18 protein-coding genes are annotated in these 23,673 nt (G+C 40.4%); 12 read left to right on the top strand and 6 right to left on the bottom strand.

What is annotated here, in order from left to right:
• Positions 1-4,176: a hybrid sensor histidine kinase/response regulator transcription factor gene (locus AC07UV_RS02355; RefSeq protein WP_495182592.1), complete on the top strand. Its 4,176-nt coding sequence runs from the start codon at positions 1-3 to the stop codon at positions 4,174-4,176.
• Between the two features lie 280 nt (positions 4,177-4,456).
• Here AC07UV_RS02355 and AC07UV_RS02350 read toward each other — a convergent pair whose 3' ends face one another.
• Positions 4,457-5,656, bottom strand: a complete 1,200-nt coding sequence (locus AC07UV_RS02350; protein ID WP_495182591.1) for an MFS transporter — start codon at positions 5,654-5,656, stop codon at positions 4,457-4,459.
• 264 nt (positions 5,657-5,920) lie between these two features.
• Here AC07UV_RS02350 and AC07UV_RS02345 point away from each other — a divergent pair, with 264 nt between their 5' ends.
• On the top strand, positions 5,921-7,111 hold the full coding sequence (locus AC07UV_RS02345) for a M20 metallopeptidase family protein (protein WP_495182590.1): 1,191 nt from the start codon (positions 5,921-5,923) through the stop codon (positions 7,109-7,111).
• Position 7,112: 1 nt separating this feature from the next.
• Here the strand turns inward: AC07UV_RS02345 and AC07UV_RS02340 are convergent, their stop codons facing one another.
• The 3 genes from AC07UV_RS02340 to AC07UV_RS02330 form a co-directional block, all read right to left on the bottom strand.
• On the bottom strand, positions 7,113-7,790 hold the full coding sequence (locus AC07UV_RS02340) for a YiiX family permuted papain-like enzyme (RefSeq protein ID WP_495182589.1): 678 nt from the start codon (positions 7,788-7,790) through the stop codon (positions 7,113-7,115).
• A gap of 319 nt (positions 7,791-8,109) precedes the next feature.
• Positions 8,110-9,066: a hypothetical protein gene (locus AC07UV_RS02335; RefSeq protein WP_495182588.1), complete on the bottom strand. Its 957-nt coding sequence runs from the start codon at positions 9,064-9,066 to the stop codon at positions 8,110-8,112.
• Entirely contained in the window at positions 9,059-9,553 is a 495-nt protein-coding gene (locus AC07UV_RS02330; protein WP_495182587.1) for a hypothetical protein, read from the bottom strand. The genes AC07UV_RS02335 and AC07UV_RS02330 overlap by 8 nt, the downstream gene beginning before the upstream one ends.
• A gap of 399 nt (positions 9,554-9,952) precedes the next feature.
• Here AC07UV_RS02330 and AC07UV_RS02325 point away from each other — a divergent pair, with 399 nt between their 5' ends.
• From AC07UV_RS02325 to AC07UV_RS02285, 9 genes are all read left to right on the top strand, one after another.
• Positions 9,953-10,762 (top strand): phosphoribosyltransferase family protein, encoded by an 810-nt coding sequence (locus tag AC07UV_RS02325; protein WP_495182586.1) that lies wholly within the window; start codon positions 9,953-9,955, stop codon positions 10,760-10,762.
• On the top strand, positions 10,755-12,263 hold the full coding sequence (locus AC07UV_RS02320; protein WP_495182585.1) for a nicotinate phosphoribosyltransferase: 1,509 nt from the start codon (positions 10,755-10,757) through the stop codon (positions 12,261-12,263). Before AC07UV_RS02325 ends, AC07UV_RS02320 begins: the two co-directional genes overlap by 8 nt.
• On the top strand, positions 12,253-13,035 hold the full coding sequence (gene nadE, locus AC07UV_RS02315) for an NAD(+) synthase (protein WP_495182584.1): 783 nt from the start codon (positions 12,253-12,255) through the stop codon (positions 13,033-13,035). Before AC07UV_RS02320 ends, nadE begins: the two co-directional genes overlap by 11 nt.
• A 62-nt stretch (positions 13,036-13,097) precedes the next feature.
• Complete coding sequence (locus tag AC07UV_RS02310) at positions 13,098-14,012, top strand: cysteine hydrolase family protein (protein ID WP_495182583.1); 915 nt, start codon at positions 13,098-13,100, stop codon at positions 14,010-14,012.
• Between the two features lie 4 nt (positions 14,013-14,016).
• The gene (locus AC07UV_RS02305; RefSeq protein WP_495182582.1) at positions 14,017-14,721 is read left to right on the top strand and encodes an NUDIX hydrolase; all 705 of its coding nucleotides are present in this window, start codon (positions 14,017-14,019) and stop codon (positions 14,719-14,721) included.
• A gap of 175 nt (positions 14,722-14,896) precedes the next feature.
• A complete protein-coding gene (locus AC07UV_RS02300) occupies positions 14,897-15,709 on the top strand; it encodes a hypothetical protein (protein WP_495182581.1) in 813 nt (270 codons plus the stop codon).
• Positions 15,710-15,918: 209 nt separating this feature from the next.
• On the top strand, positions 15,919-18,396 hold the full coding sequence (locus tag AC07UV_RS02295) for a tetratricopeptide repeat protein (protein ID WP_495182580.1): 2,478 nt from the start codon (positions 15,919-15,921) through the stop codon (positions 18,394-18,396).
• Positions 18,397-18,404: 8 nt separating this feature from the next.
• The gene (locus AC07UV_RS02290) at positions 18,405-20,978 is read left to right on the top strand and encodes an SEL1-like repeat protein (protein ID WP_495182579.1); all 2,574 of its coding nucleotides are present in this window, start codon (positions 18,405-18,407) and stop codon (positions 20,976-20,978) included.
• Positions 20,979-20,986: 8 nt separating this feature from the next.
• Entirely contained in the window at positions 20,987-21,217 is a 231-nt protein-coding gene (locus tag AC07UV_RS02285; protein WP_495182578.1) for a hypothetical protein, read from the top strand.
• Positions 21,218-21,283: 66 nt separating this feature from the next.
• Here the strand turns inward: AC07UV_RS02285 and AC07UV_RS02280 are convergent, their stop codons facing one another.
• A complete protein-coding gene (locus AC07UV_RS02280) occupies positions 21,284-21,820 on the bottom strand; it encodes a YfiT family bacillithiol transferase (protein ID WP_257091754.1) in 537 nt (178 codons plus the stop codon).
• A 224-nt stretch (positions 21,821-22,044) separates the two neighbouring features.
• On the opposite strand from AC07UV_RS02280, the gene AC07UV_RS02275 reads away from it, so the two are divergent.
• Complete coding sequence (locus AC07UV_RS02275) at positions 22,045-22,710, top strand: DUF2625 domain-containing protein (RefSeq protein WP_495182577.1); 666 nt, start codon at positions 22,045-22,047, stop codon at positions 22,708-22,710.
• Positions 22,711-22,715: 5 nt separating this feature from the next.
• Here AC07UV_RS02275 and AC07UV_RS02270 read toward each other — a convergent pair whose 3' ends face one another.
• Positions 22,716-23,561, bottom strand: a complete 846-nt coding sequence (locus AC07UV_RS02270; RefSeq protein ID WP_346087579.1) for a hypothetical protein — start codon at positions 23,559-23,561, stop codon at positions 22,716-22,718.
• Positions 23,562-23,673: the final 112 nt, after the last annotated feature.

Genomic DNA, 23,673 nt, shown 5'->3' with positions numbered 1-23,673 from the left:
ATGATGCCATTACGTATTTGTATACTTTGGGTTTTTAGTACGCTGTTTGTCCTTTCTATTTCTAATGCACAGGAGAAGAACTATCGTTTTTTACATCTTGATGTAAACGAAGGTTTATCACAAGGTAGTGTTTTTGCTATCGAACAAGATCACCTGGGCTTTATGTGGATTGGTACCCGTGATGGCCTGAATAAATATGATGCACGTAAGTTTACAATTTATAGAAGCAATCCGCAGGATAGCCTTTCCCTGGAACATAATTTTATACAAGCAATTACCCAGGACAAGAAACAGCGACTTTGGGTAGGGACAACAGGTGGTCTTAATTTATACAATCGGAATGCAGATAATTTTACGCGTATTCCTTTGCCAGTCGTTGAGAGCACAAGTGGGAAAATAGAAGTGAATGTGCATCAAATTTTCCAAGATTCAAATGGTGTAATTTGGATTGCTACGAATGTTGGATTATATCGGATAAAAGAAGGTGCTCATTTGGAGGCGGAGCTTGTTTTCAATGAAATTACGGTTGAAGGGAGCAATGGCCGCTCGTATTTTAGAAATTTTAGAACAATATACGAGGATGGCAAGAAAAGATTGTGGTTTTGTACAGATGATGCAATCGTACTGATGCAGTCCGCTTCCAGGGATGGCAATAGATTGAAAGTGTTGCGGACCTATTTCAATCAGAAAGGATTGGTTAATAAAGTAAATCAACGATTTCAGGCTGTTCTGGAATTTGCTCCCGGTGTTTTTTGGGTAGGAACAAAATACAATGGAATAAAAATAATCAATGAAAATACAGGAGAGGTATCTTCTTTGAATACAGATGACAGTCCTACTGCAAATTTGGCAAATCAGGATGTACGTTCTTTGAAGAAGGCTTACGATGGGAGCATCTGGATTGGAACATTTAATGGCCTTTATTTATACCGAAACGGGAAAATATTATTTATACAGGCCGATGATAACAATCCCAATAGTTTGAGTAATAACTCTATTCGACCAATATTTCAGGATAAAAGGGGGTCTATCTGGATCGGTACTTATTTTGGCGGGATTAATATCTACGATAAAGATATCCCGAATTTTCAAAATTTCACCCATCAATCTCGACGAAATAGCTTGAGCTACAATGTTGTCAGTGCTTTTTTGGAGAATCCAAATGGTGAGCTGGTTATTGGGACAGAAGGTGGTGGATTGAATTATTTCAACCGATATACCAATTCATTTTTTAACGAGCGACATGATAAAAGTAGTGCGGGAAGCCTAAGCCATAATAATGTAAAATCTATCTGTCGCGATCGGGAGGGTAATTTGTGGGTCGGCACTTATGATGGTGGATTAAATTTAAGACGTAAAGGACAACAGGTTTACGAACATTTTCGTTTTGATCCAAATGTCATCAATGGACTGGCAAACAATAACGTGTATGCACTACTGGAGGATCGCCAGGGCGATATTTGGATCGGAACATTTGGTGGCGGTTTGCAGGTACAACGGAAAAATCAAAAACCCGGTTATTTCCAGACCTTCAACGTTGCCGGTAAACAGTTGAGCTCAAATATGGTCAGAGCACTCATGGAGGATTCCAGCGGTAATTTATGGATCGGCACTTCTAATGGACTAAATCTTAAAATAGCAGGTACCGATAAATTCATATCGTTTTTGAATCACAAAAATGACTCACTTTCAATCAGTGGTAATGATATTATTAGTATTCATGAAGATAGAAAAGGACAAATCTGGATTGGAACCTATATGGGAGGTTTAAATCGCTATCTGCCCGAAAAGAAAGCCTTTAAACGTTTCAATGAACAAAATGGCCTTCCAGTCAATAATGTTTTTGGTATTCTGAGTGATCTAAAGAACAAATTGTGGCTAAGCACAAACACAGGGATTACCTGTTTCGATCCGCAAGCGGGGAGTGTTAGAAGTTATACAAAAGTGGATGGTTTGCCTGGTAATGAATATATTCAAAATGCTGCCGCCATACTGCGGGACGGAAAATTCGCTTTTGGTAGCTTTTCTGGTTTTACCCTATTCAATCCAGACAGTCTTAGCGTCAATAGCTATGTTCCGCCAATACAGTTTACAGATCTTAAATTGTTTAATCGTACCGTTAGACCCGGAATTGATGGTGTAATCCCCAAGGATATATCCATGATGGATGAATTGGTATTAGATCACAATCAGAATGTATTTAGTCTTGAATTCAGTGTGTTAAATTATGTTCATCCTGAAAAAAATAACTATGCCTATTATTTAAAAGGTTTTGATCAGGAATGGAATTATGTAACCAATCCAGTCGCCACCTATACGAACTTGGATCCGGGGAATTATGAACTCTGGATAAAAGGGTCAAATAATGATGGTATCTGGAACGAAAAGGCGCGGGTTTTAAAAATAAGAATTCTCCCTGCGCCATGGAAAACATGGTGGGCCTATACCGGTTATTTTTTGATTTTAGGCTTTGTTGTATTTTTGATTATTCGTTTTTTTTATGGTCGAAATAAACTAAAACGCGACCTTTTGATTAGGAAGCTCGCTTCAGAAAAACAAGAAGAATTGCACGAAGCTAAACTGAATTTCTTTACAAATATCTCACATGAGTTCCGTACACCTTTGTCATTGATTATAGGTCCCTTGAACCAGTTGAAAACGGATCATTCCCTATCGGAGTACGCAAAAGAACATTTGGGATATGCCACACGGAATGCTGACCGCTTAATGAATCTGGTTAACCAGCTGCTTGATTTTCGAAAACAGGAAGGTGGAAAAATGAAACTGAATTATCAGAAAGTCCTGGTCGCCGAATACCTTAAAAGCGTTTTATTAAACTTCCATTTTATAGCAGAGAAGAATAATATCCAGTTTTTTCTTGAAAATAATATTTCCACCGATTACCAGGCATATTTTGACCCTGAGCAGTTTGAGAAAGTGCTTGTCAACCTCATTTACAATGCCTTTAAATTTACCGATAAGGGGGGACGGATAAAAGTACAAGTTGAACTCGAGGGCAATGGCGATGCAGCTAAATTACTTGTTTCCGTCTGGGATTCCGGTAGAGGTATCCCTACAAAAGATATCCCCTTTGTATTTGAACAGTTCTATCAGGCAAACACCGAGGGTTTTGTCGCCACAAGTAGCGGGATAGGACTTGCATTGTCAAGATCCATCATACATTTACATGGAGGCTTGTTAACTGTTGAAAGTAATATGGCGAAAGAAGCTCTGGCGTACAATACTGTTTTCCGGATTAGTCTGCCGCAGCAGAATTTGGGTATGGATGCCTCAAGTACCACGGATCTTTTAACGGATATGGCTGAATCCGACGTGACCGTACACACGGATCAACAGGTGAATGAGCACGAAAAAAACGATATTGAAGCGGAGCGCATAGCGGATGAGAAACCGGTTATTCTTGTTGCCGAAGATAATGTGGAGCTGAGATGTTTTCTTTGCGAAAACTTACGCAAGAAATATGTGGTTTTAGAAGCCAACGATGGAAACGAAGCGCTGGCACTGGTTCACGCCAAACAGCCGGATATTATTATTTCAGATGTGACGATGCCAAACTGTGATGGTATAACACTGTTGCAACAAATAAAGAACGATAATAGCACTAATCACATTCCAGTTATTTTATTGACTGCCCGAACGGCGGATCCATATATCACTGAAGCTTTTGAAGTGGGAACTGATGATTATATCACCAAACCATTCAGTATGCCACATTTGATCCAGAAAATATCAAACATCATACAGACGAGAAAACGTTTGGAGGAAAAATTTGTTCAAAATTATCTTTTGGGAGGACAGGGGACAGAGACAACCGAAAGAACGCGCTTTTTGGATCAGGTATTGCGTATTGTGGAGGAAAATCTAGGCTGCGAGGATTTCGGTGTACAGGAGCTGACGAAGGCAATAGGCGTTAGCCGATCAGTTTTATACCGTAAGATAAAACAGCAAACTGGTTTGAATCTGGTTGAATTTATCAATATGGTACGTCTGAAAAAAGCTGCACAAATACTGTTGAATAATAGTGAATTGAGTATTAGCGAAGTTGCTTATCAAGTAGGCTTCAATGATCCAAAATATTTTAGTAAGACCTTTAAGAAATTCTATAAAGAAAGTCCACGTACCTATATCGAGAAATTTAGTGTTAAAAATAATTAAGCTCTCACAAGCACCAACAGCAGTGAAAATCAACTGAAGGTTCTTTCTGGCTAATAAACCGAGCGTAGCGAGTTCATCGATGCTTAATGAAAAACGAATCAATAAAATAGACAATAAAAAAAAGGTTTTCAAACGGGGAGAATGAAAACCTTTAATAACCAATTATAAACCTAAATTATGATAGTACAAATATAGCTGTTTTAAACTTGTCCTGAAAATAAATTAGCAACCTTATTGGATTGTGTAGCTTAAAATCGACAAAGTCTTTTATGTGTTTTAGCTATAGCCTATTCGTTTTAGCTAGCTTACTAATAAAAAAAAGTGTGAGCAGCCCCAAAGCCGCAAATACGGCGTATCCCAATCCGATTTCAAGTTGAGAAGAGGGATTGATTAAACTGACTGTACCGTAACTCAGGGAGGACGTTAACAGGTAAGTAATTCCACCGACCAATCCGCCCGCTATTCCTGCTGACAATGGGAATCGCCCCAAACAATAACTGAAATAATTATTGAATATAAATCCGGCGGAACAATGTACCGCAAATGCGAAGAACGTCAGTGTATATAAATTTGTTTGATAAGGGGATACCACAATCATCAATAGTACCAGGATAATCTGGATAAAATTAGCGATACGCAATTTAGGTATTAAGGCTCTTTTGATCAGCGCTTTTCCAATAAAACCACCGCACATCCAAGCTAATCCCATGATAAGTGAGGTGTAGCCTGTCGTGATTGCTCCGTAACCCAATTGATGCTCGATAAAAAATGGGCCACTAAGGTTATAAAACATGACTAATCCGTAAGATATTCCGCACATCAACACGCCAAAAGTAAAATCGTTTGTCTTTAACATCATTTTAAATTCGCCGATAAGATAGTTGACATGTAACGGTTTTCTTTGTTTAATTGTCTCGCCAGAGAAGATAAATTCCAGGACAAAAAGTATTGCACTATAAACTGCGAGGACCATAAAATTTGAACGCCATCCAAACTGCGTTTGTAAGTATCCACCAATAAAGGGGGCTATAATAGGTCCGATAGACCAGACGATGGTCATGATACTGAGATAGTGCTTGCGTTGCTCGCCCTCGTACACATCGACAAAGTAAGCCCGTTTGGAAATGACGACGAACGCAGAAAGAATTCCCTGAAGAATACGCATGCCGTAAATAATCCAGATATCATCAGTAGTTGCGGTTATCCAAAAACTAAGGATAAAGAGAAAGAGTGAAATTAGGTTGATTCTATATCTTCCCCACGCATCCACGAGTGCGCCCGTGAAGAATTGAGCTACACCGTAGCTGATTAGAAACAATGATAGTGTTAACTGGATACGGCTTTCACTGAGACCAAACTCCAAGGCCATTTGAGGCATCGAAGGAAGATAGATATCAGTAGCAAGACCTGTAATTGGAACAAGTGCAAAAGCCAGTATCGTTGGAACAAAAGATTGTCTGGGTTTAGTGTTTTTTTCCATCGTGATAATTTGTCGACAAAAATAATTCCATTGATGGATACAAAATATATAGAATTCAAACAAATTATTGTGAAAATCAAACAGCCTGATCACAATGCCCCCAAAGCAAAAATATTGACGCGATTATGACGCTGTGCGGGTTCGCCTAATAGACTTGGTATTTCTTCCCCTGGCTTTGGCATACAATATTTTTAACTTAACTTGTTGGACGATTTATATAAGATTATCATAATAGAAATATCGTTTTTAACTAATATCTCGATAATGAAAGACTTGAACGCTGAAATTGATGCTATTTTCCCGAAGATTGTTGCTATCCGTCGGCATATCCATCAGCATCCTGAACTGTCTTTTCAGGAATATGAGACGAGTGCCTATATCCAGCAACAATTAACCGCACTCGATATCCCATTTAAACTTGTGGCCAATACAGGCGTAGTTGCCCTATTGGAGGGCGAAAAATCGCCTAGTGATACTATTGTGGTTTTAAGGGCTGACATTGATGCGTTACCGATTCATGAGCAGAATGATGTGTTCTATAAATCTAAAAATGAAGGTGTCATGCACGCTTGTGGACATGATTTTCATACAGCAAATCTATTGGGTGTAGCTTCAGTCTTAAAGGGGTATAAAGCTGAATTTTCAGGAAGAATTGTATTACTGTTTCAGCCTGCGGAGGAAAAAATTCCCGGTGGGGCAATCCAGATTTTGGAATCCGGTATATTGGAATCTTTTGGTGGAAAGATTAAAGCTATTTTGGGAATGCACGTAAGTCCACGTGTTCCGTTGGGAAAAATAGGCTTACGACCAGGGAGGTTTATGGCTTCGAGTGATGAATTTTACATGACGATCAAAGGGCGTGGTGGCCATGCTGCTGAGCCACATCGGGCCATAGATCCAATTATGATCGCTGCGCAGCTGCTCACGACTTTACAGCAAGTGGTCAGCCGTAAGGCGAATCCGGATATCCCATCCGTCCTTACTTTTGGTCGTTTTATCGGTGAGGGGGCAGCTAATGTTATCCCTGAAGAAGTAAAATTGGCCGGAACCTTCCGGACAATGGACGAAGCCTGGCGTAAAGAAGCGTTGGAAACAGTTGCCGAAATTTCGCAAACATTACCTGTAGCTTTGGGAGCGACAGTGGATGTCGAGGTTCGACATGGCTATCCTGCGTTGAACAACAACCCTGAATTGACCCAGCAGGTGAAAAATATCATACAGACAACCATGGGAAATGATGTGGTACAGGATTTGGAAATTTGGATGGCAGCAGAAGATTTTGCTTATTACTCTTATCAATATCCGGCTTTGTTTATGTTGGTAGGGACGAATAATAACGATAATGCGACTCAACATGGGCTTCATAATCCTCAGTTCAACCTCGACGAAAAGGCGTTTAAAATAGGAATTTCAGTTTTTGTAAATGCTGCACTGTCCCTCTTGAACGAGTCTTAAATTAATTGCTTGCTACCGTTGTCAAAAGCTTACTATTGAAAATAGATGCAGGGGAAATGACTGTTTCCTCTAAAGGGATTCGATTGCCGTAGCGTTCTTTGAGTTTGCTTTTGACCTCGAAGCTACTAAGATCAAAATCTTTGAGTTTTTCCAGTTTGCCCACTTCGATTCCAGCACCGCGTTGATAGATTTTCCAGATTAGTTCCGAACAATAAATTCGGTTATCCGACCATTCGAATGTGGCATCGTAGTTTTTACCCAAAAATTCTTTACCGATTCCCTTCATTTTAGCTAAAACTTCTGCCGATAGTACTTTGTCTGCCTCTTTAAGTCGTTTGATGACATAATGTTTGTTTTTTCCTCGAGCGATCCAATCCGTCATGCTGGTCACTGTGACGGGTTGAACAGCCTCCAGCACGTAAGGTTTTCCATCCTCATGAAAAATAAGACCACAGTGAGAGTAAGGAGAACCTGTGGCTAGTTGCACAGCTTTACACTGCGGCGAGACGGATGACTGAAAGATCATATCGCCATCTTTTAACAGGGGTAGCATCGCGCTACTGTTAACTTTTTTATCTAAAGATCCGTTTTGAGCTTTCGTTGCATTAATCTGGAAATAAGATCGCCCGATCAGTAGCGTGCAAATGAGCAACAAGACAAATAAAGCTATTTTTTTCATCTGTGTAGTTTTTTAAATAGGATCATATCATCTGCTATTATCTTTTATTCCAGTAAGATACGAAACGTATTGGCATAATTTATAGATTTATCTGTATGACCTTATTTTGGTAACGTTATTTTAGCTGTTGTTAGTATGCGCTGATTATGAATTGCTTTTTCAATCTTGTTATTCCCTTAAATAGCTATGCTTTTATTCAATCCCTATACTACCAGAAGTAGTGCATAGCATAAGTTGTTGTCCTTATCTTATGGTTATGAATTGTTTTTAAGTTTAGTTATTAGGGTGATAGATAGTTTGATGTGTGATAAGTGTTGTTTTATTTAAAAAGATCAGATAGCTTTTTTGCTTTCACCTGCTCTGCGAGTTGGATTGCATTAAGTACTTCTGTTTCATATTTGTATACCTTTTCTGTTGAAGCACCATGATCCAAAAGATAGCGTGCGATAACCTTGTTTTTTTGTTGTATTGCTTTACCGAGCAAGGTGCATTGTGTAAAACTGTAGTCGAATTTGACCTCATCTATACCCAAGATGTCTAAACTGTTTAAGGATGTTTTTTTGATAAAATCCATGTCGTCCTGTTCGATCGCTATTTTAAGCAATTCAAAGTCATTGAAATTCTTATTCTTTGTCAAAAATGAGTTGTAAAAGAACTTTGCCACAGCGTAGTTTTTATTGGCTAACATATTGTGGATCGCATTGTAACCAAATTCTGCTGTGTTTGAGAAATCGTTCAAATGGCTTAAAAACAAGAGTATGTTTTCTTTGGGGACGGTCCCCCAGTTGAGTCGCTTTAATTGTTCCAAATCGTTTGCCGCAAACAGTGCTGTCAGCTCTTCAATGAATTCTAAGGAAAACAAATGGTTGTCTAACCTGGGTTCGGATGGCAAATTGCTTGTTCTTAATATGTTGAGTTCGTTGTCAGTAACTCGATAATTAACGGACATCGGAGCCCCCTGATAACTACTGATTTTAAGTTCTGAGTCAGTTAACTCATATTGTTTCAGCCTAAGATTCTCGGCGTTTGTGCCTGGGAATAGGGTATTCAGATTCAATACTATAGCAAGATAGCTGCTGTCATTTACCTGTAGATTATAGTGTAAATAGCCGTCGTCACTGATCGAATAGGGACTGAACAGCTGCTGCTGGAGTTGATCGGGAGAAGCTGCCCAAGTCTCCTGCGGCAATAAGAGTGTGCTTAGACTGATAAATAAACAGCATATATACGTTGATATCCGCAAAAGCAATGCTCGAATGAAATACAGTTTATTCATCAACATATTGCGTTAAAATTGCTTCGATCTCATCTATAAGTTTATAGGAGTCTGATTCCAGCAGATCAATTTCTGCTTGAATGGCCGGAGTAATCGGCAACTGCATCAGTTTTCGATATACTTGAATGTCCAGATCAATACTCCTGAGTTTGAGTTGAAGCAAATATTGCCCTTGCTCGGTTTGTAGGCATAGTTGGTTGAACGCCTGTTTCAATCGCTCCAGTTCGGCAATCGTTATGTTGTGGTCATTTTCAGCCGCTAGACCGTAATTGGGGTATTTTTCACCTAATTGATTGAACGCATCAAGATATTCCTGTTCCGATAAGGAATGTATATTCATGTAAAGCAGGTTATAAGCGTATAAGGCTTCCTGATTTTCCTCACTGACCGGAACGTCCTGATAATCTTCGACCAACTGCGTGATGTCCTGATATTCAGTTTGTAAAATAGCTTCAATATCCTTATTGATTAAATTTTCTTTGTTCATGCGAATATTTTGTTCTTTTGGCAGTCAATGTTGCGATCAATTCGCTTGACTTATTTGTCTTAAAGACAAAGATCCGATTTTCAGCGAAAGGTACTATCCCTGTATTCAGCTAATTTTATATGGCCTCTTGGTCGTTTTGTATTTCTCATTTTCAAGCGAATTTTAGCGTTTGTTTGTGTATGCTTAGATGCCAAAGAAAGTAAAACTGTGATTTTATATTGTGCGTTATTAATAAATAAAGTGTTTTTAATAAAATTTATTTAATTGATATTTAGCTGATTGTATCTTAATTTTGATTCGTTGAGTAAAAAATACTCAATAAGTTTTGTCAAAGTGAAAATAATACGCATATTTGTTGAGTAAAAAGTACTCAACTAGAGTGGTTGTAAAAAAAGAAAAATGATTATATTAAATAAACATCAGCTCATCACCGAACAGTTTCCAAATGGAGAAACGAAAGTGAAGGATTTTGATCAGTGGATCAAAGCGGATAATCTGCTCGAATTTACCTATCAGGAAGATGGCGATTTGATCCGTTTGTTTTTTGTCAAGAAGCGACTTGAGGAAGAAGGGGCGAGATGTCAATTATGGATTCGTTATATGCCCTATAGTCGTATGGATCGCAAAATTGAGGGCGACCTGTTTACCCTAAAATATGTCGCTGCATTTATCAATAGCCTGCAGTTTGATAAAGTATATGTTGTAGAGCCACATTCCGAAACAACCCTTACATTGTTGGAAAATAGTGTAGCGATTTATCCTGCGCTAGATTGGTTGCCGAAACTAATGGAAAAACTCGAATTTTCAGATAATGACCGAATTGTATTTCCGGATAAAGGGGCAGCAGCACGCTATCTAAATAGTGGCTACGAAGATGCCTGTGTCTTTGAAAAGCAACGCAACCCACAAACAGGACGTATTGAAGCGATGGAATTAAAAACAGGTAACATTGTAAAAGGTGCCAAATGCATAATTGTCGATGATTTATGTTCTGCAGGTGGAACATTTCTCTGGGCCGGAAAAATTCTAAAGGAGATGGGGGCAAATGAAATCTACCTGTTGGTGACCCATTGTGAGCCAAGGATTTTCAAAGGTACTTTGTTGGAGGAAGATTCACCGATCGACCTTGTTTTCACAACAGATTCTATGATGAATACCATGCATCCGAAATTAAATTATATCAACTTAACAACTGAAAGCTATGTTTAGAGCAATGAGCAAAAATCCGATTCTCTGGACCGACGGTTACAAATTGTGTCACAAGGATCAATATCCAGCACATACAGAATGGGTATACGAAACCTGGACTCCCCGGATGTCCCGGATCGCAGGAATAAGCCATGTTGCCTTCTTTGGATTGCAAGGTGCTCTGGCGGAGATCAGTAATTCTTTCGATGAATATTTTTTCACCCAACCTGAGGATACAGTTGTTGCGCAGTATGAAGAAGCCATTCGTGAAGTTTTCGCGATGACCAATAGCAATTTTGCGAGCACACATCAGTCACAACATATACGCGATTTACATCGTTTGGGCTATCTTCCGATTAAGGTGAAAGCTTTGAAAGAGGGGAGTCTTGTGCCGATAGGCGTGCCGATGTTTACGATCGAGAATACCCATCCAGATTTCTTCTGGTTGCCAGGTTATCTTGAAACGCAACTCTCTGCTTATATCTGGTCGCCAATGACCGCGGCGACTATCGCCGATCAATACAAGCGATTGTTGACAGGTTTTGCTGAAAAAACAGGCGATATCAATAAAGTATTCACCCAAGCTGGAGACTTCTCAATGCGTGGTATGGGATCGCCTGAAACCGCTTATCGCACTGCCGGCGGACATTTACTAAGCTTTGGCGTTTCCGCAACACTCTCTGTTCGGGAATACCTCAAAACCTATTACGGAGCTACAAGTGATGTCATGATGTACACCCCTTCAACAGAGCATAGTGTGATGTGTTCTTACGGTGAACAGGAGGTTGAAGCCTTCCAACATTTGATTACGGAGGTTTACCCCAGCGGAAACATTTCTATTGTGTCCGATACCTATGACCTATGGAATGTTGTGGATCACGTATTGCCACAATTGAAAGACCTGATCATGGGACGGGAAGGAAAAGTTGTCATTCGACCAGACAGTGGCGATCCTGTTAAAATTATTTGTGGTGATCCGGAAGCTGATCACGAAACAATTCAAAAAGGGATTGTCGACCGTTTATTTGAACTCTTTGGAGGGACGGTCAATGCGAAAGGCTTCAAAGAACTTGATCCACATATTGGTGTTGTATATGGCGACTCCATCACTGTGGAACGGGCAACTAAGATCTGCGAAGGTTTGATGGCGAAAGGTTTTGCCTCGACCAACACAATACTTGGAATAGGATCCTATACCTATCAGTATGTCACAAGAGATACCTTTGGCTTCGCTTTAAAGGGAACGGCCGAAATTGTGGACGGTCAGTTTAAAGCTATTCAAAAAAGACCGGCCACAGACACCGGTAATTTTAAGAAATCCCAAAAAGGTATGGTTGCCGTTGTATTTGAAAACAATGATTTTCGCTTGATAGACGATCTCAATCCAACGACCATCGAACAATTGAATGATAGCAACCTGCTCAAAGAATGTTTTGTGGATGGGGCCTTTGTCAGCACAGCTAGCTTTAAGGAAATAAGAAATAGATTACAAACAGAATCAATAAGAGTATATGGAAAATAACCTAAGAAAACCGTTTTTCATCAATGATGAAAACGTTGGACAGTATGCACAACAAATGGCATCATGGATTGCGGGACAAGTGAATGCGGCAAACCGTCAAGGTTTGGTACTGGGCATGAGCGGCGGGATTGACTGTAGTGTGGTTGCTTGTCTATGCCACTTGGCGAAAGTAGATGTCCATTTAGTGATGATGCCCTATGGTAGTGACATGAACAATAGCAAGAGTCATGCACATGGGATGGAGCTTATTGAAAAATTTGATTTTCCCTACCATATCTTTGATATCAAACCAGCGGTGGATGCGCTGACGATCAATAACGAAGCCTATATTGCAGCTTCAAGCGAATCCAACCGTGTCTTGAGCTTAGCCAATATCCGGCCACGGGTCCGCATGACTTACCTCTACCAATTTGCACAATTGGGAAGCCGTTTTGTGATCGGTACCGGCAATATGGCCGAAGCGACCGTAGGTTACTTTACCAAATGGGGAGATGGCGCTTATGATCTTAATCCCTTGGCTATGGTGACCAAGCAAGAAGTATATACACTGGCAAAATACCTAGGTGTCCCCGAATCCATTCAATATAAGAGTCCTTCAGCAGGTCTATGGGAAGGACAGACAGATGAAGAAGAATTGGGCATGAGCTATGCACAGATTGACGGATTTATTCTGACCGGAACATCCGGTGAGCCGACGATAGATGAACTGATCCGTAGACGTCAACAACAATCTGCTCATAAGTTTGCTGCGATTCCAACTTTCAAAGGCTAATAAAAGTAGAGCTGATAGGAAAAGGTTAGGTTTAGGACACATACAATACATAATTATTGAAGATGAAAACAAGATATGAACAGATTGTTGATGTAAGAGAGATCGCATCCGAAAAAAGGGATCATATTCCGTCCATATTGTCATTGGTTGGGCAGGAGCAAATCCTGCCTGCTGCATTGGATAAAAAGCGTACACTGCTTTTGGCGATTGATGTACAGAACGATTTTATGGAATCCATTGGCAGTCTACCGGTAGCTGGTTCGCGTGCTGATGTACAACGGCTGACCCAATGGATGTACAACAACATGGATTCTCTGACACAGGTCATGTGCAGCCTTGACTGTCATTCACTGCTGCAGATTTTCCATGCAGACTGGTGGGTGGATAAGCAAGGAAATCAGCCCAAACCTTTTACGGTCATCCGTCACAAGGATCTTATCGATGGAACATGGACTGTCGCCAATGCGGACACAGCTGAACAATCTCTAGCGTATCTTAAAAATTTAGAAACCGAAGGGAAAAAGGAGCTTTGCATCTGGCCCTATCATTGTTTAGAGGGCAGCTCGGGGGCGCAATTGGAAAGTCAATTTACCAATATGCTCTATTTTCACAGCGCTGTACGTCAAGTCAAACCCCTATTGGTTTATAAAGGACAGGATCCCTACACTGAAATGTACGGTATCATCAAAGCCGAATACGATGACAATAAATTTGTCAATCATGCCGTGCTCGAGGCTATCCAGGCCTACGATGCCATTTATATCGCTGGACAGGCATCAAGTCACTGTGTATTGGCATCTGCAATGCAGATATTGGAATATTTTGCGGAGGATAAAGCGATTACGTCCCGCATTACCCTACTGATAGACTGTATGTCACCTATTGCTGGTTTCGAAGAATCTACACAGCAGGCTTTTGATTCACTGCATGAAAAATACGGCATACAGATCAAAAAGTCCACAGACGTAATTTTATAACAAGATGGTCAGTACTCCAAAAACATATAACTACGAATACCCCAGACCCGTCGTTACAGTCGATTGTGTAATCTTTGGTTTTGAAAAAAATCAACTTAAACTGTTATTAACCAAACGGGCGATAGAACCTTACTTAGGGAAATGGGCATTTCCCGGTGGCTTTATTCAGGAGGATGAAACTGCGGATGAATGTGCGCTACGTAAATTGTCCGAAGAAGCTGGACTCAGCAATATCTTTCTTGAGCAGCTCTATACCTTTTCGGATTTAAACCGTGATCCCCGGGGACGGGTCATCAGTATTGCCTATTATGCCTTAGTTAAACCTAACGAATATATCCTGGAGGCTGGACTTGATATCGATGCGGTGCAATGGTTTAGTTTGGAGGAGGTAGCTGATTTGGCTTTCGATCATCAGCAGATCTTGTCTGTTGCGGTCGAACGCCTCAAAGGTAAAATCCGTTACCAGCCCATCGGATTTGAACTGCTGCCGGCACAGTTTACCTTACCTGACCTGCACAAATTGTATGAAACAATTCTGCAGCGTTCGATAGATCGCGGTAATTTTCGCAAAAAGATACTGAGCATGGATCTGTTGATCGACCATAGCGACATGCAAAAGGATAGACATGCCAGAGCAGCAAAAATCTATAGTTTTGATAAAGAAAAATACGAAGAACTCAAAGAAACAGGATTTTACTTCGAAATCTGACAATTTACCTTATCCATCAGGCTCATGAAACAACATGAGCCTTTATCCATTTCAATATTTAGCGTTTACAAGTCGAATATCGATTGTCACAGCGCTTAAATTGACTTACCTTTCCTATTATGTGATTGAAATACGATATTAGATTGAAATATCTTAATGGTGAATTATCTGTTGTATGAAAAAAGTACTTTATTGCGCTGGTCTTGTTTTGTCGCTATGTATGGCATGTCAACAAAACAAGGTAAAAAATCCTGTTTCCCCTCCAATAAAGGAGGCTATTGTAAGCGAAAAGCCAGCGGTCGATTCGCTTGTCTTTCAGGATAAAATGATCAGAATTTATAAGATAGATTCCATCAGCTTTTTTAAGGAACAGCAAAATACGGATTATAGGAGAGATACCATCGCTTCGATCAGCGATGTAAAAGTCGCGAAAAAGCTATTGCAGGGCCGTGTCGTATTTGGAGACTATATTCCAGGTAAGGCCATGGAAATTGATACATTGGTGGAGGGGGATGTAATTGCTCAGGTACGACTTAATGATGGTCGCTTACTAACGGCCGGAAAAACAGAAGGTGCCATTGATCTGTTGGAGAATATGTTTGTAAAATATTTTCCATCTGAAGAGATTTTGTTGTTGGAAGGAGGACATACGACAGATCAGGCACTTGATTTGCGTCAGGGGAAATGGGATATCGAAGAAATCGGCAATTTAGACTATGTCTATTTCTCTAAGCATAAGAAATATAGATTGAATGGCATGTTTAACGGGCAGGAATGTTCCAGTTACTTTTTGCAAAAAAAGGAAAATGAGGTCTATCTGACCTATGCGCAGACTCCCCTGGACTGGAATGATAACTTTGAACTATGTACCCTAAAAGAGATCTTTTGGAAAGGAGATCAGCAGCTATACTTTCGGAATTTTTTCTATGGGGCACCGCACGATAAGCGAGCGGGTTTCTATAGACTGGATATTATTTCCGAAAATTGATGTCATCAATAGGGATGCATCGAATCTCAAATTGCTTTTCCTGGCAAACTGCCCTTGCAAGTAGGAATTAGCAAAAGGAAAAATCCCTGTTTTCCGCTAAGCAGAATATTTAATAATAGCTGTATTTTTACTGCATCAGGTACAGTGCTTGCCGTTTTCATCTATTGAGGTAAGCGCGATCTATTTTAAGACTATCGGGCAATAAGGTTATGGCGCATCGCATTTATATATATAACGTAAATCCTAAAACAAAAGAAACATTTGAAGCACATCTGGCCGAATGGAATTATGAAATTCCAGCTCTGATGTTCCCGCTATTTTCTTCGGGTATCCGTTCCCAAGGAACACAGCTCTATGCCAATAAGGAAGACGGTATTGCAAGGTTACGCTATTTTTATGCGCTGCTTGCTGATGTTTATCAATTGCATTACAAAAAGAAGTATGCAGAACCGGTCAACAAGATGTTTGAATTTTTGGAAAGTTTGCCATTCGATACCTTTCAAATCGATGGACGGGATGTCTTCAATATGAATGTAGAAAAACATACAGCACAGGCAAGTGACTGGGTAGATGAGATCAGGACGACGGGAGCTTTATACACACAGGCCCTTGAGCAGCAGCGTTTGGATCCTCTTCAGAAGATCTTGCAATTATCAGGCTATGATACTTTTCTGGAAATGCTCGAGACAGACTGGATTAACTATGGTTTGGGTTTGTGGGAAGAACATGCTTTTCAGCAGGAGGGAACCGAAGTCTTTGAAGAAAATGGAAAACAAGGATTAAAGGATGCTCTTGGTAATATTCTGGTCGCTGCGAAATATGATGAACTATTTGAGTTCAATGAAGCGGGGATTGCATTGGTTGAACTGGACCATCTATTTGGTTACATCAATGAGCGGGGAGAGGAGATCATATCCTGTCAGTACGTTGAAGCATTTGACGCGCATGTTATCGATGGGGTTAATTATGCTGAGGTTGAAATCGAAGGGAAACGTGGTATATTGAATATTGATAGCAAACAACTTTCATTACCTGCTGCCTATGATGATCTGGACTGGTTTGCCCGTGGTTTTTTGAATGCAAAGCAAGGTGATAACTATTTTCTTTTTGCCGCTGATGGAACACAGGTTATTACCGAATCGGCGGATGAACCTTTTGGATACGATTACAGTAAGCTTTTTTATAAGCGGCAAAAAGGGACCATGAAGCGGAAATACTTTCGTATGGATGGTCACTATTTGGGCAGTTTTCTGGAAGATAGCCTACAGGCTCTTCCCAATGCCTATTTCTGGATCAAACCCAATAAGTTGCAGCGCAAGATTTCAATCATCAAGCCTGACGGTACTGTGCTGGATGAAGAGATTGACCGTATCATCGTCCTTGATGATTATCGTAGCATCGCATACCTGAAAAATAAACAATGGCAGATTTACGCACTTGCGCATGATCTATTCCGCTTAGTCGATCGATCTATTGCTAAAATCTTGGTCGATAGCATTAAAAACTTCCGAAAAGATGTCTTTGTTGTCGCCTGTGCTGAAGGGCAGGGGATATATGAAGCTTATCTTGATCAATGGCTACTCGAACCTGATCCGGCTTATCTAAAAATCGAATATTGCTATATGGACTTTATGCGTATCCAACAATCCGAAGGAATGCGCTATTTTGATACAAAAGTAAATTTCTGTAGCGAACTTTACGATTATGTCAGTGCGCCGATTCATGATCCACATCCGGAACGAAGCGAAGGTGAATTCTTACTTTTATTTAAAGGAGAAAGGGTGTTTTATGTAGATCTAAAACGAAATGTCGCTGAATTTCCTGAAACAGCATTTGGCCGTTTGTATGCCGAAAAATATAATTTGCAGGGAGCTGACCAAAGCTACTTTGTACAATTTTATCAAGCATGGACAAAACGAAAGGGGGCGGGGTACGAATCTTATCTTGATAACGAGACGTTATACGAAAAAGCGCGGAAACTAAATTGGGCCGGTAAGATAGCCGAGGCTATACCTTTGTTGACTATCGGTGCCTCCCGGGGTAGCGCTGACTGTCAATACCTTCTTGGCAATATCTATTGCGATACAGATCATGAAGATTTTCTGGATATTCCTAAAGCAATCGGCTTCTACAAGCAGGCTATCGCACAGGATCATGCACAAGCTTGGACGAACTTAGGGTTCATCTATGCTACGGGCCTCGGTCTTCCGCTTGATATTCCCAAAGCCTTAGCGGCATACCAAAAAGCCGCGGCACTGGGGGAAGGGCAGGCAATGAGTAACCTTGGTCACTGGTATTATGAAGGGGAACATCTGGAACAGGATTATGTGCAGGCCCTACACTACTTTAAACAGGCTGAAAAAGACGGCATCACTAACGATGCCCAGGTAGCCGAAATTTATTACCAACAGAAAGATTACGCCAATTTATTACCTTATCTGAAAAAGGATAAAGACGGACAGTATGCTGCGATTTATTATGGTATTTTGTATGAGGAAGGTTGGGGCGTAAAACAGAGTATGGTGAAGGCACTGCGTTACTACGAACAGGCAAACGAAAACGCTGCCTATGCTTATGCCGTCAATCGTCTCTTGTATTACTATAAAAATGGAGCGTTTGCAGATGCAGCTAAATACAACTTTTGGTTGGATTTTGCTAAAAACAATGACGTTGATATTGAAGAATAAAAAAGAATATGGCACATCGAATTTATATTTATAACACAGATAAAAAAGATCAGGAGTATTTCCATGCTTATTTGGGTGAATGGAACTATGTTATTCCAGATTTGTTGCTGCCCCTGTTTGCCGCAAATCCAAAAGCAAAAGGTACCTTGGTATATGCTGAAAAAGAAGCGGGTGTTTTAAGATTAAGGAAATTCTATGATCTGCTTATTCAAGAGTATAACTTGATATCCAATGCTGCTGTCCTATTGACCATCGAAAAAATGTTCGATTTTCTGCATGGACTTCCATTTGAATGCTTCCAGATCAATGCGCGTGATGTTTTTAATATGTCTGAGGTGAAACATAGCCAACAAGCGAAGGATTTTGCTTTTGAAATTCATGAGAAGAACCTGTATTACGAAAAAGCAATAGAGAAGCAGTCGTTATCAGAGCTTTATCCTATTTTGAGCCGTTCAGGCTATGATTCCTTTTTAGCGATGTTAGAAGCTGAGTGGAGCAACTATGGATTGGGCTGGTGGAATACGGAAGCGATTGATAGCCTTGATAACCAGTTTTTTGAAGAAAATGGACGCTGGGGAATCCAGAATGCGAAGGCTGAGGTGAAAGTTGAACCCCGCTATGACGAGATCGGAGTCTTTGATTACAATGGCTTTGCAGTTGTTGCGAAAGAAGGTTTGTTTGGTTATTTAAATAGAAAGGGCGAAGAGACCATCCCTTGTATGTACGCCTCTGCTGAGCCTGTACAGAGCGGCCGTGGTACCATTGTAGGAAAAGTGAGTTTAGCGGGCAAGCATGGCTTGGTGGACGTGGAGACTGGCGCTACAATTATTCCCTTGAACTATGCGGTTTTGGACGATTTTGCTTATGGATTCTACCAGGGACAGCGGAACGGAAAATATGACATTATCGATGCCGAAGGTAAGGGCTTTCATACGGAAGGTTCTGATGAACCTTTTGAAATAGACTACGAGGGTTTTATTTATCAGCCGATAGCAAACAGCAAACTACGTAAATATTATTCCAATCAAGGTGTTCTATTGGGCAAATATCCAGAAGGGGTTTTGAACGAATTGTTGTTTGATTTTTACGCGGTCAATTTAAACAATAAAAAAAAGAAATCAGTCCATGCAGCAGACGGCTCCCTTTTGGTAAAAGATGTGGCTGTGCTAAATGCCATGAATGGGCTCAGCGCATTATATTACCTTTCGGAAGGCAAATATTTTCTGTATGACCTCGCTAGCAAGGGTTTTCTTCTGCAAGATCTGACGATTAAATCTATACAGGGAGGTGCCGATTTTGGTAATGGTGCCTATAATTGTTATATCATCGAAACCGAATCGGAAAGAGGAATCTATCACACAGAGACTAAAAGCTGGCTGCTACCATTGTCAGCATATTATGCCACAATCAGCTATGCGCTGATGGACTATTTTATCCTGCAAGATCAGGTGGGCGGATATTATTACTACGATACTGATAGCAAAGAACTGAGTGAATCCTTCGATTTCATCTGTGGTAGTGTACGGCATTATCAAGATCTAATGATGTTGCGCGACCGCAAACTGTTCAATAAAGGATATGAGGGATTGGAAGAGGTGCCCCAAGATCAGTATGGATATTATATCAAGGCATTGGACAAGCTGGAAGGGAAGGAGCTCGAGGTTTTTGATCATTTTTTTACCCAGTGGAAAGCGGATCGGGGCGTAGATTTTGAATCCGCTTATGATAGTTATACCTTGTATCACATGGCCATGGATTGCTGCAGAAATGGAGACGTCGAAAGTGCTATCCGTTACTTTACATTTTCAGCTGATCAGGACAATGAAAGCAGTATGTATGAACTTGGTAATATCTATACGGATACCGATAATGAAGATAAACGTTTTCTGGACCTGAAAAAAGGAATTGCATACTATGAGCGTTCCGCCGGAAAGGGGTATGCAGCTTCTTGGAATAGCATCGGTTATCTTTATCAGCATGGAATAGGTTATACTTCGGATCTAAAAAAAGCTTTTGAGGCCTATAACAAAGGGGCTGACCTTGGGAATGGCTATGCATTATCCAATTTGGGTTATTTCTATTTTAGTGGGACCTATGTAGAGGAAGATCTAGAAAAAGCATTGGATTACTACAAAAAAGCGGAATTGAAGCTGGTTGAAAATAATCGCAATATTGCTTCGATTTATTATAGTTTAGATGACTATGACCGTCTACTTGTTTATCTGAAGAAAGATAAAGCGGATAGCTATTCCAATATTTATTACGGTTTGATGTATGATGCGGGGTTAAAATTTAAAAAGGACAGTAAAAAAGCCGTTCATTATTTTGAGCGGGCAAATCATTATGGTGTTTATGAGTCTGCTACAGAAAGCTTATTGGGTTATTATAAAAATGATCCCGACTTTATGGATCAGGAAAAACATGCCTACTGGTCGAACTTTGCCCGACAACACGAATTGGATATTGAACCCGAATTGTTGATTTGGGCGAATGAGAAAAGTGGGGGAGTAGAAGCAAAGGACGAACCTACAGAAAATAGTAGTTCATCCTTTTTTAGTAAACTGTTTAAAAAGAAAAAATAACCTGCACGATGTTATCTTCTGCGAATTTAGATTTCACAGGTATGCTGATCGACCTAGCCTTTATGCTATTTTTTGGCGTAGGTGCAGGTTATTCCCTGATTGTGGGGATTATCCATATCGTCCAGAAAAAGACCAAAACGTTTGGCTATTATCTGCGGACATTTTTGATCGCCGGTATCGTAGGCCTTGCTTTGGGAGCCTTTGGTGCCTTTATTATCACGCTGTCGCTGATGGCCTAGGAATAGGTAATTCTCAAGGGGGCGCATAGATTTTTTTGGCAGTTACCTGAAAATAAGACTTTATCGTTAGACCGATCTATTTTTTGCGTTGACGATATGCATCAAATGGTGATTACAATGCCAGGCATAGAGACCTATATTTACTTTAAGGGAAATATACCGTTTTGTAACCGGATGAATAAAGGCTCGTTCAAGCTGCTCATCACTCAGGCTCTTAAGCAAGATTTCCCAACGTTGGTGTAAGCCTTCTAATAATTTAAGGGAGCTTTCGATTGGATTGTGTTTTGAATCCGGAAGTTCGGCCCACAGGTTTTCTTCATAGAGTTTTATCGTAGGGTCATCTTCTGTCAGCGCTAACTTAAAACGGACAAAGCTATTCATGTGGCTATCAGCGCAGTGATGCACCACCTGTCTGATGGTCCAACCGTCTGGACGATATCGTTTCTCCAAAGCGATATCTGGCAGGTCGCTGACTTCGGATTTGAGTCGCGCGGGGAAATCTGCGATTGTTTTTATCCAATCATTCAGTAGTTGCTTGTCTATATGATCTGGTACGGCAAAGCGGCCTATGGGATACCTAAGTTTTTCTAATTCATGTTGCATGGTTTAAATTTAACGAAAATTGCTTCAATGTTCTTATGTTTTGTGCGTAAAGTAACGGTTAAATCCTGTTTTGGACTTTAGTTAATGAACTTATGTGATTTGGATGACAGGAAGAATTGTGGTAATTTCGGCAATTCAAGATGCGTCGCTTTATTCTTCTTTCTACGGCAGATGAAGTCGTAAGGGAAGTAAGTATGGTTTGTTTTGAATATAAAAGACAAGGAATGAAGAGTCTAAATGAGTTGATTAATCCGACAGATTCAGGATGGGGTCTGGTCGAAGAATGGATGAAGGGAGCAAGCAATTCTTATGAGGTACTGCCCAGAAATCCAAAACGGGCAGATGAGGAGTTACTACGAGCTCAGATGACCACAAAATCACCTATGGGTGCTATTATTCATCAAACCGGTGGAATACTCATCGATGGCGGATGGCTACGGATCCTCGGCTCTGGTTCGATTAAATTGAATCGAGGTATCATGGAGTGGAACAAAGGGAAAAGCTTTGACAAAGAAGGGGAGAAAGGTGGTTTTTTGTTAATTGCCGATGATGTTTTGGGCGGATATTTCGCGATTAATGCTGGAGCTTTGGGTGAGGGCATAGGACAGGTCTATTATTTTGCACAGGACACCTTGCAATGGGAAAGTTTGGAGTGCGGCTATTCTGATTTTATTTATTGGACATTGAAGGGTGACATCCGTCAATTTTATGAAACATTTAAATGGAAGGAATGGGCTGAAGATGTACAAAAATTGGATGGAAATCAGGTGTTTTCATTCTATCCTTTTCTATGGACAGAAGAAGCGCGTGATTTGCGCAAGGTTGATAGAAAAGTAGTGCCTATTGACGAAAACTACCATTTCACAATGGAGTTTGCCGGTGGAAGATAAACCTGTTACCAGTTGATGATCAACAGGTTCTTTGCCGCACGGAGACTACATTTCTGATATTTGGAATAGGCTTTTGCTGCTCTTTCCTGAATTTGTTCGTTGCTTTCTCCGTTTATATACCCTGTTAGCGCATCATGGAGACTGTAGGCTTCTGGACACATCAAATGGCTTGTCCAGAGAATGGGGTTTACAGTTTCCTTATCGATATGAGGTGCAAAATACTTTTTACTATAACAAGCGAGGATAATCGCATTCCGCTTTTGGCGGTCGGTGTTTTTGAAACGCTGGTCTAGTTGGAAATCCATAAGGCCATCATGTCCGATATAAGCATTGAGTTTTGCATTGCCTGCTATTCCGATAATCTTGTTGTCTACCTGTAGTGTATCTTTTAGCTGGCCATGAAGGCCTCGGAGAAAATCAACTGTACACAGCTTGATCTCTTTGCCATCATAGGCATCCGCAACAAGGTAATAGTTTTCAGATCTGTGTTTATAGACCAAACGCTCGAGGATTGCACCTTTTGCTTTATACTTTTTTACAAATTTCCAATCTTTACTGCGATTGAAATAAGTTTTTATACCATATTCGCAGCCCCAATAAAGATTGTTGGCCGGATCTTGACCGTTACCGATTGCTTTGGGAACAGGTACGATTCCCTGATAAGTATTATCACATAATGCGACAAGTACATGAATTGTACGCGTTGTGGAATCATAAGGCAGAACGTCCGTGTGATTATTTTCACTAGTCGACGGTTGCGCTGAATCTGCGGCGCCACGTTGCCCACATGCGAGAACTATGAGGGTACTGCTTAGTACCCATATATAATTGAAAGCCTTTTTTATCTCCATTGTATTAAACAAGAATGAATGATCTTATTTGTCGGTACATCAGTTCCGATATTTAGTCTGCCTTGGATTTTTTTATCAGGGTCATCATCCTTAAATAATGTCTAAGGTCATT

This window comes from Sphingobacterium sp. GW821-FHT03E03 (assembly GCF_059420745.1).
The sequence above is the reverse complement of the archived record's forward strand: the minus strand, read 5'-3'. Positions and strand labels throughout refer to the sequence as shown.

What these genes read in the sequence shown, in the direction of transcription:
- AC07UV_RS02280 (WP_257091754.1), bottom strand. Translation starts at nt 21,820, where the DNA reads ATGCAACATGAATTAGAAAAACTTAGGTATCCCATAGGCCGCTTTGCC.
- AC07UV_RS02290 (WP_495182579.1), top strand. Translation starts at nt 18,405, where the DNA reads ATGGCACATCGAATTTATATTTATAACACAGATAAAAAAGATCAGGAG.
- AC07UV_RS02270 (WP_346087579.1), bottom strand. Translation starts at nt 23,561, where the DNA reads ATGGAGATAAAAAAGGCTTTCAATTATATATGGGTACTAAGCAGTACC.
- AC07UV_RS02350 (WP_495182591.1), bottom strand. Translation starts at nt 5,656, where the DNA reads ATGGAAAAAAACACTAAACCCAGACAATCTTTTGTTCCAACGATACTG.
- AC07UV_RS02310 (WP_495182583.1), top strand. Translation starts at nt 13,098, where the DNA reads ATGAAAACAAGATATGAACAGATTGTTGATGTAAGAGAGATCGCATCC.
- AC07UV_RS02335 (WP_495182588.1), bottom strand. Translation starts at nt 9,066, where the DNA reads ATGAATAAACTGTATTTCATTCGAGCATTGCTTTTGCGGATATCAACG.
- AC07UV_RS02355 (WP_495182592.1), top strand. Translation starts at nt 1, where the DNA reads ATGATGCCATTACGTATTTGTATACTTTGGGTTTTTAGTACGCTGTTT.
- AC07UV_RS02300 (WP_495182581.1), top strand. Translation starts at nt 14,897, where the DNA reads ATGAAAAAAGTACTTTATTGCGCTGGTCTTGTTTTGTCGCTATGTATG.
- AC07UV_RS02275 (WP_495182577.1), top strand. Translation starts at nt 22,045, where the DNA reads ATGAAGAGTCTAAATGAGTTGATTAATCCGACAGATTCAGGATGGGGT.
- nadE (WP_495182584.1), top strand. Translation starts at nt 12,253, where the DNA reads ATGGAAAATAACCTAAGAAAACCGTTTTTCATCAATGATGAAAACGTT.
- AC07UV_RS02320 (WP_495182585.1), top strand. Translation starts at nt 10,755, where the DNA reads ATGTTTAGAGCAATGAGCAAAAATCCGATTCTCTGGACCGACGGTTAC.
- AC07UV_RS02330 (WP_495182587.1), bottom strand. Translation starts at nt 9,553, where the DNA reads ATGAACAAAGAAAATTTAATCAATAAGGATATTGAAGCTATTTTACAA.
- AC07UV_RS02285 (WP_495182578.1), top strand. Translation starts at nt 20,987, where the DNA reads ATGTTATCTTCTGCGAATTTAGATTTCACAGGTATGCTGATCGACCTA.
- AC07UV_RS02345 (WP_495182590.1), top strand. Translation starts at nt 5,921, where the DNA reads ATGAAAGACTTGAACGCTGAAATTGATGCTATTTTCCCGAAGATTGTT.
- AC07UV_RS02340 (WP_495182589.1), bottom strand. Translation starts at nt 7,790, where the DNA reads ATGAAAAAAATAGCTTTATTTGTCTTGTTGCTCATTTGCACGCTACTG.
- AC07UV_RS02305 (WP_495182582.1), top strand. Translation starts at nt 14,017, where the DNA reads ATGGTCAGTACTCCAAAAACATATAACTACGAATACCCCAGACCCGTC.
- AC07UV_RS02295 (WP_495182580.1), top strand. Translation starts at nt 15,919, where the DNA reads ATGGCGCATCGCATTTATATATATAACGTAAATCCTAAAACAAAAGAA.
- AC07UV_RS02325 (WP_495182586.1), top strand. Translation starts at nt 9,953, where the DNA reads ATGATTATATTAAATAAACATCAGCTCATCACCGAACAGTTTCCAAAT.